The 14,054-nt window shown below is 65.9% G+C and carries 12 protein-coding genes; 6 read left to right on the top strand and 6 right to left on the bottom strand.

Annotation, left to right across the window (positions count from 1 at the left end; genetic code table 11):
- From ACZM8Y_RS08855 to ACZM8Y_RS08830, 6 genes are all read left to right on the top strand, one after another.
- Window positions 1–1,358, top strand: a 1,358-nt coding sequence (locus ACZM8Y_RS08855; protein ID WP_489501709.1) for a dihydrolipoyl dehydrogenase family protein, incomplete at its 5' end; no start/stop codon positions are given.
- Between the two features lie 173 nt (window positions 1,359–1,531).
- Entirely contained in the window at window positions 1,532–1,924 is a 393-nt protein-coding gene (gcvH, locus tag ACZM8Y_RS08850; RefSeq protein WP_479859659.1) for a glycine cleavage system protein GcvH, read from the top strand.
- Window positions 1,925–2,282: 358 nt separating this feature from the next.
- Window positions 2,283–3,308: a DMT family transporter gene (locus ACZM8Y_RS08845; protein ID WP_482332686.1), complete on the top strand. Its 1,026-nt coding sequence runs from the start codon at window positions 2,283–2,285 to the stop codon at window positions 3,306–3,308.
- Window positions 3,305–3,565 (top strand): hypothetical protein, encoded by a 261-nt coding sequence (locus tag ACZM8Y_RS08840; protein ID WP_479859620.1) that lies wholly within the window; start codon window positions 3,305–3,307, stop codon window positions 3,563–3,565. Before ACZM8Y_RS08845 ends, ACZM8Y_RS08840 begins: the two co-directional genes overlap by 4 nt.
- A gap of 61 nt (window positions 3,566–3,626) precedes the next feature.
- Window positions 3,627–6,038, top strand: coding sequence for a choline trimethylamine-lyase (cutC, locus tag ACZM8Y_RS08835; RefSeq protein ID WP_482332694.1), 2,412 nt, complete (start codon window positions 3,627–3,629; stop codon window positions 6,036–6,038).
- A gap of 66 nt (window positions 6,039–6,104) precedes the next feature.
- Complete coding sequence (locus tag ACZM8Y_RS08830; RefSeq protein ID WP_482332700.1) at window positions 6,105–7,046, top strand: glycyl-radical enzyme activating protein; 942 nt, start codon at window positions 6,105–6,107, stop codon at window positions 7,044–7,046.
- 73 nt (window positions 7,047–7,119) lie between these two features.
- On the opposite strand, the gene ACZM8Y_RS08825 is transcribed toward ACZM8Y_RS08830, so the two are convergent.
- The 6 genes from ACZM8Y_RS08825 to ACZM8Y_RS08800 all read right to left on the bottom strand — a co-directional run bounded on the left by ACZM8Y_RS08825 (window position 7,120) and on the right by ACZM8Y_RS08800 (window position 13,565).
- Window positions 7,120–7,344, bottom strand: coding sequence for a hypothetical protein (locus tag ACZM8Y_RS08825; RefSeq protein ID WP_489501708.1), 225 nt, complete (start codon window positions 7,342–7,344; stop codon window positions 7,120–7,122).
- Between the two features lie 183 nt (window positions 7,345–7,527).
- Entirely contained in the window at window positions 7,528–8,928 is a 1,401-nt protein-coding gene (locus ACZM8Y_RS08820; protein ID WP_308770691.1) for an NAD(P)H-dependent oxidoreductase, read from the bottom strand.
- A gap of 111 nt (window positions 8,929–9,039) precedes the next feature.
- Window positions 9,040–10,338, bottom strand: coding sequence for a 3-oxo-tetronate kinase (gene otnK, locus ACZM8Y_RS08815; protein WP_482332710.1), 1,299 nt, complete (start codon window positions 10,336–10,338; stop codon window positions 9,040–9,042).
- A gap of 4 nt (window positions 10,339–10,342) precedes the next feature.
- On the bottom strand, window positions 10,343–10,987 hold the full coding sequence (locus tag ACZM8Y_RS08810; RefSeq protein WP_479859903.1) for a class II aldolase/adducin family protein: 645 nt from the start codon (window positions 10,985–10,987) through the stop codon (window positions 10,343–10,345).
- Window positions 10,988–11,116: 129 nt separating this feature from the next.
- Entirely contained in the window at window positions 11,117–12,106 is a 990-nt protein-coding gene (locus ACZM8Y_RS08805; RefSeq protein WP_482332720.1) for a zinc-dependent alcohol dehydrogenase, read from the bottom strand.
- Between the two features lie 133 nt (window positions 12,107–12,239).
- A complete protein-coding gene (locus ACZM8Y_RS08800; RefSeq protein WP_308770695.1) occupies window positions 12,240–13,565 on the bottom strand; it encodes a GntP family permease in 1,326 nt (441 codons plus the stop codon).
- Window positions 13,566–14,054 lie beyond the last annotated feature (489 nt).

Genomic DNA, 14,054 nt, shown 5'->3' with positions numbered 1-14,054 from the left:
AAAGCCAGCTCCAGCGCGTTGGCGGAGGCTTTCAGCGTCTCGGCGGGACCTGCCTGAACAACGGCTGCATCCCCACCAAGACGCTGAAAGCCTCCGCCGACGCGCTGGAGCTGGCTTTGCGCCTGTCCCAGTTCGGTATTACCGGGCAAGGGGTTCCGGCTGTGGACCCCGCCGCCGTGCTCGCCCGTAAGGAAAAGGTCTGCGCCACCCTGCGCGGCGGGCTTGAAAAGGCTTGTGCAAGCCTCGGCGTCCGGCTCCTCAAGGGGCGGGGGCGCCTCGTCCATGCCGGGCTGGTGGAAGCCTCCACAGCGGAAGGCCAGGTTTCCGTTGAGGGTGACCGCGTGATCCTCGCTATGGGTTCGGGCGCGCTGGAACTTCCCGGCCTGCCCGTCGATCATGCGCATATCCTGACCAGCGACGACGCGTTGGCGCTCGACCGGGTACCCGCGTCCATCGCCATCGTGGGCGGGGGCGTCATCGGCTGCGAGCTGGCGTTCATCTATCAGGCTTTCGGGGCCAAGGTCACGGTGGTGGAAGGACAGAACCGCCTGTTGCCCCTGCCTTCCGTGGATGCGGACATGAGCACGCTGCTCCAGCGGGAAATGAAGAAACGCCGCATCGGTTGCGAACTGGGCCGGACGCTCAAGGACGTCCGCGTGGAAGACGGCGTGGTCAAGGCCGTACTTGGCCCCTCGCCGTTCATCAGCGACCCCGCGCCCGCGCAGATGAAGGAAACGCCCATCGAAGCCGAAACCGTGCTGGTCACGGTGGGGCGCACGCCCAACACCTCCGGCCTCGGCCTGGCGGAAGCCGGGGTCGCCGTGGACGGGCGGGGCTGGATACGGGCCGACGATCACATGCGCACCTCCCTCCCCGGCGTGTATGCCGTGGGCGACGTACTGGGCCCTTCCAAGATCATGCTGGCCCATGTCGCCGCCGCCGAGGGCCTGTGCGCCGTGCGCGGTTGCCTTGGGCATGAAGGGCGGATGGACTATTCCGCCGTACCGTCCGGCATTTTCACGTCGCCCGAAATCGGCTGCGTGGGGCTTACCGAAGCGCAGGCTTCCGAGGCGGGCCGCGACGTGCGCACAGTCACGTTCCAGATGCGCGAGCTCGGCAAGGCGCAGGCCATGAACGAACTTCCCGGCATGTTCAAGATCGTTTCGGACGGGGCCACGGGCAAAGTGCTCGGCGTGCATATCGCCGGGGCCCATGCCACGGATCTCATCGCGGAAGCCGGGCTTGCCCTGCGTCTGGGCGCATCCGTCCGGGACATCGCCGCAACCATCCACGCCCACCCCACCTTGGCGGAGGGCCTGTACGAAGCCGCGCTTTCCCTCGTCGAGGCCGGCGGATGAGCCATTGAGGAAGGGCGGGGAACCGGTTCCGAAGAAAGAGGAACATCCACCACGCTTTCCCCCGCAAAGGCTTTCGTGTTTACCGAATCCCATCTTGCGGCGTCCCCGAAGCAGATTCCCTCTGGGCTGCCCCGCCGTTCAAGTTGAATATATCCCAAGAAAAGGAACTTCCCATGAAAAGCAGCGAAGAACTCAACCTCCCAGAATCCCTCCGTTATACCGACGAGCATGTCTGGGTGCGCATGGACGGCGGCGAAGCCGTCATCGGCATCAGCGATTTCGCACAGGATCAGCTCGGCGAAATCGCCTTTGTGGATCTGCCCGCAGTGGGTACGCGGTTCGAGGCCGGGAGCGACTTCGGCACGGTCGAATCCCTCAAGTCGGTCAACCAACTGTATATGCCCATCCCCGGCGAGGTCGTCGCCGTGAACGAGGAACTGGAAAGCACGCCTACGCTGGTGAACGTCTCCCCCTATGGGGAAGGCTGGATGATCCGCATCCGCCCGGACGCATCCGCCCAATCCCTGCTTGATGCCGCCGGATACCGTGCCCTCCTCGGACTGTGAACCATACCTTTCCCCCTTTCACCGAACTGGCGAACGGCGGCCCGCCCCGTCCGCCGGGAAACGCCGTTTTTGACGAACCCCAGCCGTGCCCCGGCCTGGATTTTCGGGAACGCCTCCCGCCTGAAACACGTAGGGGTTCCCTCCGGGAATGCCTTCCCGTCTGAAGCATAAGAGGGGCTCCCTTCGGGAATGCCTCCCCGTCTGAAGAACGACAGGGACTCCCTCCGGGCAGTCTCCCCACCAGTCGAAAATCTTTGAAGAGAGAGGGGAGGGGTCTGGGGAGGGGAGAGGGAAACTTTCTTAGAAAGTTTCCCTCTCCCCTCCCCAGCCAACCCCACACCCCAAAAGGACGCCGACAATGACCAACCTCGCCAGCCTGCGTGAACAAAAAGAACTGCGCTACGCCAAGAAAGGGCTGGCGCTGGCCCTGATGTCCGGCATGATCTGGAGCTCCGACGGGCTGATCCTCGGCAAGGGGCTGGCGGAAGAACCGTTCGGCAACCCGGCGCTGTGGCTGTTCGCGCCGCTCCTCGCCGCCGGGCTCCATGACTTCTGCGCCGCGTGCCTCTCGCTGGCGATCAACGGCGCGCAAGGCAAGGGCCGGGAAGTGATCCGCACGCTCCGCAGCAAGGCGGGGCGGGCCTGCATCTGGGGGGCGCTGCTCGGCGCTCCGCTCGGCATGGGCGGCTACCTTATGGCCCTGTCCATGGCTGGCCCGGCGTACGTCCTGCCCATCACGTCGCTTTATCCCGCCGTCGCCGCGCTGCTGGCACTCGTCTTCCTCAAGGAGCGCGTCAGCCTCAGGGCGTGGGGGGGCCTCGCGCTGTGCGTGATCGGGGCCATCGCCATCGGCTACACCCCGCCGGAAGGGGCCGGGGGCGGCCTGTTCTATCTTGGGATCGCCTTCGCGTTCCTCGCGGCGTTCGGCTGGGCCGCCGAGGGCGTGTGCGTCACCTCCGGCATGGACTTCATCGAGCCCGCCGTGGCCCTGAACGTCTATCAGATCGTGTCCAGCCTGCTCTACGCCGGGATCATCGTCCCGCTGGCACTGTGGCATGTGAGCGCGTCCGCGCCGGGCTGCGACATTCCCGGCCTGCTGGCCCGCGCGTTTTCGAGCCCCGGCGTGGGGTGCTTCGCACTGGCGGGCGTTGTGGGCTGCATCTCGTACCGCTGTTGGTACAAGGCCATGAACATGGCGGGCGTGAGCCGGGCCATGGCCCTCAACATCACCTACGCCCTGTGGGGCGTGCTGTTCGGCGCGCTGTTCACGGACGTCGAAATCACCCGCAGCCTCGTGATCGGGGCCGCCGCGATTTTTGCGGGCATGTTCCTCGTCATCGGCAACCCGCGCGACATCATCAACCTCCGCAACGTAAACCCATGAAACAACCCATCCGATTGACCATCGCGGCGTTGCTGCGCGACGGCAAGCCCCGCACCGCGCGGGCCGTCTACGAAGCCCTGCGCCCGCAGTACCCCGGCGAACGCCAGCTTTCCCCGGACGCCGTGGACGGCCATTTGCAGGCGCTCAAGGCCGTGGGCATCGTCCGCATCGCCGAGGAAACGCTTGAGGCCGGGACGCTCACGCAGCGCTATGCGCTCAGCGGGTACGGCAAGGGCCGTGTCGAGCGCTTCCTCTAACGCCAAAAGCCGAAAAACGTATCCGCCGCCCGGCGAAACCTTTTTGCAAAGGAGCCCCCTCATGTCCTGTTGTACCCCGACAAACCCCTCCGGCGCTTCCGGGCTGTCCGGGCGCGTGGCCCGGCTGCGCGCCGACTACCTGGCCTCGAAGCCCAACATTTCCGCTTCCCGCGCGCTGGCGTTCACCGAAACCTACAAACGCCATCCGGGGATGCCGCTCATCAAGCTGCGGGCGCTGGCCTTCAAGCGCGCCTGCGAAACCGCGCCGCTCGCCATCTTCCCGGAAGAACTCATCGTCAGCCATCCGGCGGGCCGCCGCCGGGGTGGGGAAGTCTCGCCGGACATCGCGTGGCGCTGGGTGCGGGACGAACTGGACACGCTGTCCACGCGGGCGCAGGATCCGTATGAAATCGACGAGGACACCAAGCGGGCGTTGCGGGAAACCGTATTCCCGTACTGGGAAGGCCGCTCCGTGGACGAGATTTCCGAAACGCGGTTCCGCGAGGCCGGGCTGTGGAGCTGGTCCAGCGAGAGCTTTGTCTGCGACGTGTCCATCAAGAGCCAGAGCGGTGGGGGCGACACCTGCCCCGGCTATGACATCATCCTGCTGTCCAAGGGCTTCGGCGGGGTCATGGCGGAAGCCCGCGAACGCCTCGCGGCCTGCTCGCCCGGCATCCCTGAGGACATCGACAAAATCCATTTCTACGAGGCCATGATCCTCACCTGCGAAGGCGCGATCCGCTATGCCGAGCGCTATGCGGATTATGCCCTCGAACTCGCGGCGGACGAGGCCGATCCCCGCCGCCGGGCCGAACTGGAACGCATCGCGCGCGTCTGCCGCAACGTGCCCGCCAATCCGCCCTCTTCGTTTCAGGAGGCGCTGCAATCCGTGTGGTTCGCGGAATCGCTGTTCACGCTGGAGGAAAACCAGACCGGCATTTCCCTTGGGCGCGCCGACCAGTACCTCTACCCATTCTACCGGCACGACATCGACAACGGCGTGATCACCGAGGCCGAGGCGTCCGAGCTGCTGTGCTGCTGGCTCATCAAGATGGCCGAGGTCATGTGGCTGTGCAGCAAGGAATCCGCCATGTATTTCGCGGGCTACCAGCCGTTCATCAATCTGGTGGTCGGCGGGCAGAAGCGGCACGGCGGCGACGCCTGCAACGAGCTGACCTACATGATCATGGATGCCTCCAAGAATCTCGGCCTGTACCAGCCCGCGCTGGCGACGCGCATCCACAACGCCTCGCCCCAGAAATACCTCAAGAAGATCGTCGAGGTCGTCAAATCCGGCATCGGCTTCCCGGCCTGCCACTTCGACGACATGCACATCAAACAAATGCTCTCCAAGGGCTTTTCCTATGACGACGCCCGCGACTACTGCCTGATGGGTTGCGTGGAGCCGCAGAAGTCCGGGCGCATCTACCAGTGGACGTCGGTGGGATATACCAACTGGCCCGTCGCCATTGAATTTGTGCTCAACAACGGGGTGCTGCTCTACGACGGCACGGTGCAGGGGCTGCAACTCGGCGGGCTGGAGCAGTACGACACGTTTGAAAAGTTCGAGGCGGCGGTCAAGCGGCAGGTCGCGCATATTACGGAACTGGCCCTGCAAGCCACGCTGATCAGCCAGTGCATCCACCGCGACTACGCGCCGAAGCCGTTGGTGTCCGCGCTGGTCGAGGGCTGCATGGAAAGCGGGAAGAACGTCATGGACGGCGGCGCGGTGGTGAATGCCGGGCCGGGGCTTATCTGGACGGGGCTGGCCGACTACGCGGATTCGATGGCGGCGGTCAGGAAGCTCGTCTATGAGGACAAGGCCTGCACGCTGGAAGAACTGGCGCAGGCGCTCCGCGACAACTTCGTGGGGCACGAAAAACTCCTCAAGCGCTGTCTCGACGCGCCGAAGTACGGCAACGACGACGATGAAGCGGACTTTTTCGCCAAGGACATCGTGGATTTCACGCAAGACGAGCACAAGCGCCGCCGGACGCTGTACAGCCGTTTCAGCCACGGCACGCTGTCCATCTCGAACAACACGCCGCAGGGGATGCTCATCGGGGCGCTGCCGTGCGGGAGGCTCGCGGGCGCGCCGCTTTCCGACGGCATCAGCCCCGGACAGCAGCGCGACGTGTGCGGGCCTACCGCCGTCATCAAGTCCGTCAGCAAGGTGAACGTCGAGGCCATGGAAATCGGGCAGGTACACAACTTCAAGATCATGAAGGGGTTGCTCGATACGCCCGAAGGCGAGCAGGGGCTCATCAACCTGCTCCGCACGGCGAGCCTGCTTGGGAACGGGCAGATGCAGTTCAGCTATGTGGACGACGACACCTTGCGCGCCGCACAAGCCGATCCCGCGCAGTACAAGGATCTCATGATCCGCGTCGCCGGGTACAGCGCGTTTTTCGTGGAGTTGTGCAAGGACGTGCAGGACGAGATCATCAGCCGCACCATGTTGCGGAACCTGTAGCGGGCCGCGCCCCGGATGGCCTGACGGCGGGATTCCGGAGCGCAAAATCTTTATGCCGGGGGCGGTATGCGCGGGATTGTCTTCAATATGCAGAGGTATTCCATCCACGACGGGCCGGGGACGCGCACGCTGGTGTTCCTCAAGGGGTGCCCCCTGCGCTGCGGGTGGTGTTCCAATCCTGAGAGCCAGTCCCCGCGCCCGGAAATCCTGTTCGAGCCCGAACGCTGTTCGGCGTGCGGGGCATGCGTCCCGGCGTGCCCTGAAGGGCTCCACAGCCTGAGGGCCGGATCGTCCGGCACGGCCCATCTTGTGGAGAGGGCCGCTTCCTGCCGGGGGTGCGGGGCGTGCGCGGACGAGTGCCCAAACGGGGCGCTGCGGGTGAGCGGCAGATCCATGAGCGTGGGCGAAGTCGTGGATGCCGTCATGCGGGACGCCCCGTTTTATTGGCAGTCCGGGGGCGGGGTGACGCTGAGCGGCGGGGAGGCGACCATGCAGGCGGCGTTCGCCCGCGAGGTGCTCATGGCCTGCCGCGGCGACGGCGTGCATACGGCCCTCGAAACCTGCGGGATGGCGGACTGGGAAACATTCCGGGAGCTGGCCCCGCATGTGGATTTGTTCCTCTACGACATCAAGCATATGGACGACGAGGCGCACAGGCGGCTTACGGGCGCGGGCAATCGGCGGATTCTGGACAACCTGCGCGGGCTGTTCCGCATGGGCAAAAAGGTTCTGATCCGAATACCGCTGATCCCCGACCTGAACGACGATCCCGCCGGGCTGGAGGCGGCTTTCGCCATGCTGCGGGAGGAAGCGGCACGAGGGGCCGACATCGCGGGCGTGGAACTGCTGCCCTACCACCGTTATGGGGAGGGCAAGTACCGCCAGCTCGGACGGGCGTACCCCTGCGGCGCCGAACCCTATACGGAGGAACGTCTGGAGGCGTTCAAGGCCTTTCTCGCGGCCCGGAGCACGGAAGGGGTGCCCCTGCGCCTTGTCCGGCACGCATGATTCCGTGCCGGAACACGCGGGGCTTTTAGGCGGGGGAGGACGTGGGGATTCAGGGTTCCGCCTTTCCCCAATATTACCGAATCCGCCGGGGGGACGGGGATGGCCCCGCAAGCCCGTGGATGGCTTGGCTGCCCTCATCCCCCCGCCGGGGGACAGGCGGACGTTGTGGGGGCAGGGGCCATTGCGCGCTTTCCGGCGGATGCGCTGGGCAAGGCAGGCCGTCTCTCTCTCTCTCTCTCTCTCTCTCTCTCTCTCTCTCTCTCTCTCTCTTTATTGGGCTTTCCAAGGCGGAGGCCATCAGCCTTTAGGCGGCAGGGCCCTGAAAGACAAACGGGATCACCCCGGCAAGGGGCGATCCCATCTGTTTTTGGGGAAAGGCAGAGGAGAGCGTCTATCGTCAGATTGTTGTCGGGCGATCCCGTCTGTCTTTGGGAAAGGGGGCGGCACCTTTGCCGCCTCCCTGAAGGCGGGTATCCGCCGGTTATTTCACGAGGCCGAATGCCTTGTCCTGTTCGCGGCGCAGGCGGAGCAGCGTGGACTCTTCGGGCATGTCGAGGTCGCCGAGGGTGATCAGCTTCCCGGCGGGGACATCCCTGCACAGCGTCCGGTGGCTGAGCAGGTAGAAGGGCAGGGCCGCATCCGGGCCGATGGCGGCGGCGGGGTTGAGGACGCCTTCCACGCCGTCGATGGTGTGGTGGTGGCCGCCCATGTCAAGGACGGTTCCCTTGGGCAGGTCGCGCACGGCGCGCCCGCACAGGTCGCACAGCGGACGCAGGTTGTCGCCGCCGGTGGCGTGCTTCATGAGGGCCGCCGCGAGGACGCTGGTACCGGTTTCCACGCCGAGCAGGTGGGCGGGATGGTACAGCGCGGCATAGCGGTCGTTGCGGCTGCACGGGTGCCCCTTGGCCTTGAGCACCTGCCACGATTTTTTATCTTTGCATTCCACGACGATGAAGACGCCGCCCGCCATGCTCGCCTCGTCGGGGCGGCGGAAGCAGTTGAAGATGTCGAGGCGCCCCGGCGCGTCGAACAGGCCGCCGTCGGCCTTGGGGCAGAAGAGATCGGGCATTTCGTCGATGCGGGCCACCGGCGCGTGGAAGAGCGGGCGATCCGGCATCATGCCCGTGGCGTTGGCGACCACCGCCATTTCGCAGAGGTCAGGCACGGAACGGTGCGAGAGCGAGGTGAGCATGGCGCGGCGCTTGCCGACGACCTCTTCCGCCGGGCGGTCGCCGAACTGCCACAGCGAGCCCATGCCGGGAGTGGCGATTTCCTGCTTCTGGCCGGGGCACAGCACCATGTCGCGCGCGGGATCATAGATGAAGTCGTATTCGCTGGACTTGCCCGCGCCCACGATGTTCATGCCGAGGACGCGGCCCCAGCTGATGAGCCCGATGAGCAGGCTGGGCTGGTCGCCGTCGCCGGTGGTGTAGACGAGGCCGCGTTCCGCCGCCTTGCGCGCCAGGATGGAGCCGACGACGGAGTCGGTTTCCTTGGAAACCATGACGACGTGCATGCCGCGCTCAATGGCGAGCTCGGCGGCGGCGGCGCTGGCTTCGGGCGCGCCGGAGCTTTCCACCAACACGTCGAGGGGGAGATCCGCGATGTAGTCAAACCGATCCACGACGACGTTGAAGCCGTCGGCATAGGCCTTTTTCGCGTCTTCGGCGGATTCGCACACGCGGACTTTGGAGGCGGGGATGCCCGCGTTTTCATAGGCGTCCACCGCACGCTGCACGGTGCGCGTGCACACGGCGGGGACTTCGAGCAGGGGCATCCCCTGCGCCTGGAAGAGGAAGGACGCGCCGAATTCGCCGGCGCCCGTGAGGCATGCCTTGACCGGGCGGTGGATGGACGGATTGAACAGCGATTCGTAGAACATGATTGACTCCCTGTGGTTGCGGATGAAAAGCAGGCCCCGGCGGGAGCGCGGCGCGCTCCGGGCGGAGGGGGGACTTTCGCGGCCAGCCGCGGCCAGTCCGGCCAGCCGCGGTCAGTCGGCGTTTGCGAGAAGGCCGAGCGCCTGCATGAAAAAGTCTTCGCCGCCGAAATTGCCCGACTTGAGGGCAAGGGCAAGGTGCGGGGCGTCGGGTTGGGCCGGGTCGTGCAGCGTTTCCGTCCACGGCACGCCGGGCGCGATGGTTTCGCCGATGCGCAGCGCCCGCACGCCAAGGCGGGACACGACCGCGCCGGAGGTTTCGCCCCCCGCCACGAGGATGCGCCTGACGCCGGTTTCCACCAGCGCGGCGGCGATGTCGGCAAGCGCCCGCTCGATCATGGCTCCGGCGGCTTCCCTGCCGAAACGGGCCTGCGTCGCGGCGACCCTGTCCGGGGAGGCCGTGGAGTAGACGATGCACGGCCCGTCCGGGCAGTGCCTGCGGGCGAAGGCGACGGCCTCGGCGACGTACCCGCCGTGATCCTCGGCAAGGGCCAGCGGATCGAGGGCAAAGCCGGGGCGCTGCCGCGTGAACCGCGCCACCTGCGCCTGCGTCGCCTGCGAACAGCTCCCGGCGAGCACGAGCGCGAGGCCCGGCGCGTTGACGGGGGCCGGGGGCACGGGGCCGTCCGCGCCGATGCCGAAGTTGACGCCGAGCCCGCGGGCCACGCCGCTGCCGCCCGTGACCAGCGCGTGCCCGGCGCAGGCCGCGCCGATGGCCCGCAGATCCGCGTCGGAAAGCGCGTCGCAGACGAGCCACGGCGTGCCTTGCGCCGCAAGCCCGTCCATCCGGGCTTTGACGGCTTCGACGCCTTCCCGGACGGTTTCCAGCGGGATCAGCCCGCTTTTGCGTGAAGACTGGGCGTCCATGAGCCGGATAAGGTTCGCGTCGGTCATGGGCGTCAGCGGATGGCTGCGCATGGAGGTTTCATGCAGCAGCCTGTCGCCCACGAAAAGGTAGCCCTGATAGACCGTCCGCCTGTTTTCGGGGAAGGAGGGGCAGACGACCGCGCGGTCGCCGCCGAGGGCCTGGAGCAGGGCCTCCGCCACCGGGCCGATGTTGCCCTTGGGGGTGGAGTCGAAGGTGGAGCAGTATTTCCAGAAGAACTGGCGGCAGCCCGCGGCGCGCAGGGCTTCGAGCGCGGCGAGGGCCTGGCTGACGGCCTCTTCGACGGGGACGGTGCGGATCTTCAGGGCCACGACCAGCGCATCGGCCTGTGCGGCGGCTTCCGAGGCCAGCGCGGGATCCGGCACCCCCAGGAGCTGGATGGTGCGCATCCCGTTGCGGCTCAGGGTTTCGGCAAGGTCGGTGCCGCCGGTGAAATCGTCGGCGATGCAGCCAAGAACGGCAGTCATGGGATCAGGCTCCTTTGGGGGGAAGAAGTTCGGCGGCCTGTTCCGGGGTCAGGCAGCGCACGGGCAGGCCCCGCAGCGTCAGGTAAAGGCGGCAGGTGGCTTCCAGCTCCTCAGCCGCGTCCAGCGCCTTGGTCAGGCTCGCGCCGCCGGTGATGGAGCCGTGGTTGGCCATCAGCAGGGCCGTGCGTCCGGGGGCGAGGCGGGCGACGCCCGCGCACAGTTCCGCCGATCCGGGTTTCGCATACGGCGCGACCGCAAGATGCCCCAGCTTCATGAGCTGGTAGGGCGTCAGCGGCGGCAGGGGGTCGCCGGGGTCGAGATCCGACAGGCAGGAGACGGCTACGGCCCACGGCGAATGCAGATGCACCACCGCGAGGTGAGCGGGGTTGGCCTTGTACCATGCGAGGTGGAACGGCGCTTCCTTGGTGGCCTTGGGGCCGCTGACGAGGGCGCCCGTTTCGTCCAGCAGGGAAAGGCTTTCAGGCGTCAGCTCGCCGAAGGGGATGCCCGTGGGCGTGGCGAGGATGCCCCCCTCGACCCGCAGGCTCATGTTTCCGGCGGAACCGCCGGTCAGGCCGCGCTGGAAGACGGAGCGGCAGGCTCCGGCAAGCAGGTTCCGGCCTGTTTCGCAGTCAGGGCAGGTAATCATTGTCTTTTCCTTGGTCTTCCTTGCACGGCGCGCCCGCAGGCGGGTACGCTGGGGCCTTCCGGCAAGGCCGCGCGATCCCCTTCCGGGGAGGCAGGATCGGCGGCCCTGTTATGGCTCGGTTACGTCCGGTTACGGCCTGAATACGATCTTGATGGCGGCGTCGTCCTTGTCCGCGAGGTCGAACCCGGCCTTGATGTCGTCCAGCTTGAATTCGTCGGTGATGAGCGGCCTGACCTCGACGAGCCCCTGGGCCACCGGGCGCAGGGCTTCCGGGCACCAGACATAGCGCTGTTGCCACGTATGGTGGACGAGGCAGGTGTTGATGAATTCCAGCCCGTCGTCGTGCCAGCGGCTGATGTTCAGCGTCACCGGGGTGGTGACCCAGCTGTAGAACACGAACTTGCCGTTGTGTTTGATGATCTCGCTGGCGGTGTTGAAGGATTCGGCTGTCCCGGCGGCTTCGACCACCACATCCGCGCCGAGGCCGTTGGTCAGATCCTTGACGGCCTCGATGACGTCTTCCTGTCCGGGGTTGAGGGTGACATCCGCGCCGAGGCTGCGGGCGAGGGCCAGCTTGCCCTCAAGCACGTCCACCACGACGACGCGGTGCGCGCCCTTGCGCTTGGCGCACTGGGCGATGATCTGCCCGGCGAAGCCGCCGCCCATGACCACCACGGTGTCCCCAAGCTGCACCCCGCTGTTCAGGCCGGAATACATGGCGCAGGAGATGGGCTCGCCCAGCGAGGCGATGTCCATGTCGAGATCATAGGGCACGGGCTGGAGCTGGAAGGACTTGGCGGCGAAGTATTCGGCGAAGTTGTTGTTCCAGCCGAAGGCCATGACCTTGTCCCCGACCTTGTAGTCGGCTACGCGGCTGCCCACGGCGACGACCGTGCCGCCGCTCTCGTGCCCCAGCAGGAAGGGGAATTTGGGGTCCTGCCGGAATTCGGCGGTTTTCGGGGGCAGGTAGCCGCGGTAGAAGTTCTTGTCGGAACCGCAGATGCCCATGAGGTGGTTCTTGACGATGATGTCGTCCTCGCCGCAGACAAGTTCGCGCTCGATAAGCTCGATGTCGCGGGGCCCGTTGAGGCGGGCGGCCTTGGTGACGAAAGTTTCCATGTCCGTTCCTTTATGACGGAAAGAGGCGGGGACGGTTTTGATGCGTTCCCGCCTTTCCCATGCCATGCGGCCTTGCATGGCGCATTGGGGGAAACCGGCCGCCGGGGGGAGGCAGCCGGGCCCGCCCATTGGTTTAGATGATGCCGGCGAAGTGCAGGATGACCGTGAGGGCCGCGCCGGTGAAGCCGGCTACCGTGGAGCCGCCGCCGACCGCCCGGATGCCCTGCCGGATGTCCATGTTGGACATGGTGACGGTCACCCAGAAGCCGGAGGAGTTGGCGTGCTTGAACATGAGCGCGCCCGTGCCGCAGGCGAGGAAGGCGGCGAGCGGCGAGATGCCGAGCGCGCCGAGCATGGGCTCGACGAGGGCCGCGGCGGTCATGACGCCGAGGGCGTTGGAGCCGGTGATGACGTGAATGAGCGCGGCGATGAGGATCGGGATGATGATGCCGGGGATGCTGAACTGCACCACGGTTTCGGCCACGGCGTTGGCGACGCCCGCATTCTTGATGAACGCGGCGAGCGCGCCGCCCATGGCGGTGACCATGATGGGCATGGCGGAGGAGCGCAGGGCGGATTCCACCCAGTCGTTCATGACCTTCTTGGAGCGCCATTCGGCGCCGGTGAGCACCAGCGAGAACAGGCAGCCCGCAAGGAGCGCGGCGAGCGGCGAACCGATGAACTTGAAGACCTTCGCAACGGCGGTATCCGGGAACATGGCGTTGATGCCCGTGTTTAGGAAGATGAGCACCAGCGGCAGGACGATGGGGGCGAGGGAGGTGCCCACCGAGGGCAGGGGCTTATCCTTCGAGGCTTCGGCGGACTTGATGTATTCGTCCTGCGGGGCCACGGGCTCCTTGAGGGTGAGGCAGTACAGCCCGGCGGCGAAGATGGAGGGGATCGAAATGATGACGCCCCACATGATCGCGTCGCTGAGCGGCAGGTGGAGCAGCGCGGCGGCGGCCACGGGGCCGGGGGTCGGCGGCACCAGCGAGGCGGTGACGAGCGCGCCCATGTATAAGGCCGTGCCGTAGGACATCATGGACTTGTTGGTCTGGAGGGCAAGGTTGGACACGATGGGGATGAGCAGGATGACCACGGTGTCGGCCCAGATCGGGATGCCGAGGATGCCCGAAGCCAGCAGGATGGCCCAGAGCACGCGCTTTTCACCGAAGAGCTTGACGGTCGCCTTGGTGATGCTGACGGCGGCTCCCGTCTCTTCAAGGACTTTGCCGAGGATGCATCCGAGCACGATGACGATGGCGATGCTCTTCAGCGTGTCCGACATGCCCTTGTTGATGATGCCTTCAATCTTGTCCCACGGGGTTCCTATGGAGATGGCAAGGATGATGGTTGCGACCAGAATGCTGGTGACGGGGTGGATCTTCCATTTTGAGATGAATAGTATCATCAGCAAGATACAGACGGCAAAGGCTATCAATACATAAGCGCTCGACATTTCTATCTCCTCCGCAATAATAGAACAGGTATTCTCTCCGGGCGTTATTTAGCAAGTTCGGTGCCAGAGCTGTTCCTGCGGTGCGTCGGGCGCGCGCCTTCCGGGGCCGCCGGATGGATTTGGCAAACATCGGCGGCCCCCTGGGGGACGTTTGATTGTTCAAACAAAGTGGTAGGGACGGGAATGTCGCACGCCCGCAGGACGGCGGGGATGGGGGCGGCGGGCTGTTGCAGCGGAATACGTATGCAACGGATCGTTGCAACATATATGCAGCAACACGTTGCAGCGGCGGCCTTGCGCCCAAAAGGGCAACCTGTTGAATGTAAAGGTTATTTCTGTATATATTTCTGGATGTTGCGTCACAGTGTGGTTCGATCCATGCTCAGGCCGCGGGCGGCACGGGTTTAATTTCCTCCACATGCGCGCAGGGCCTCGAACAGCCTGTCCTTTTCGCCGTCCGGCATGGTGCCGTATGCGGCCTCCGGGGGG

The sequence above is a fragment of the Bilophila sp. genome (assembly GCF_057864385.1).
This window is presented reverse-complemented; position numbering and strand designations above follow the sequence as displayed.

Coding starts and splice junctions, on each gene's coding strand:
- gcvH (WP_479859659.1), top strand. CDS start 1,532: ATGAAAAGCAGCGAAGAACTCAACCTCCCAGAATCCCTCCGTTATACC.
- ACZM8Y_RS08830 (WP_482332700.1), top strand. CDS start 6,105: ATGCGCGGGATTGTCTTCAATATGCAGAGGTATTCCATCCACGACGGG.
- ACZM8Y_RS08805 (WP_482332720.1), bottom strand. CDS start 12,106: ATGGAAACTTTCGTCACCAAGGCCGCCCGCCTCAACGGGCCCCGCGAC.
- ACZM8Y_RS08825 (WP_489501708.1), bottom strand. CDS start 7,344: ATGGCCTCCGCCTTGGAAAGCCCAATAAAGAGAGAGAGAGAGAGAGAG.
- otnK (WP_482332710.1), bottom strand. CDS start 10,338: ATGACTGCCGTTCTTGGCTGCATCGCCGACGATTTCACCGGCGGCACC.
- ACZM8Y_RS08820 (WP_308770691.1), bottom strand. CDS start 8,928: ATGTTCTACGAATCGCTGTTCAATCCGTCCATCCACCGCCCGGTCAAG.
- ACZM8Y_RS08845 (WP_482332686.1), top strand. CDS start 2,283: ATGACCAACCTCGCCAGCCTGCGTGAACAAAAAGAACTGCGCTACGCC.
- ACZM8Y_RS08810 (WP_479859903.1), bottom strand. CDS start 10,987: ATGATTACCTGCCCTGACTGCGAAACAGGCCGGAACCTGCTTGCCGGA.
- cutC (WP_482332694.1), top strand. CDS start 3,627: ATGTCCTGTTGTACCCCGACAAACCCCTCCGGCGCTTCCGGGCTGTCC.
- ACZM8Y_RS08800 (WP_308770695.1), bottom strand. CDS start 13,565: ATGTCGAGCGCTTATGTATTGATAGCCTTTGCCGTCTGTATCTTGCTG.
- ACZM8Y_RS08840 (WP_479859620.1), top strand. CDS start 3,305: ATGAAACAACCCATCCGATTGACCATCGCGGCGTTGCTGCGCGACGGC.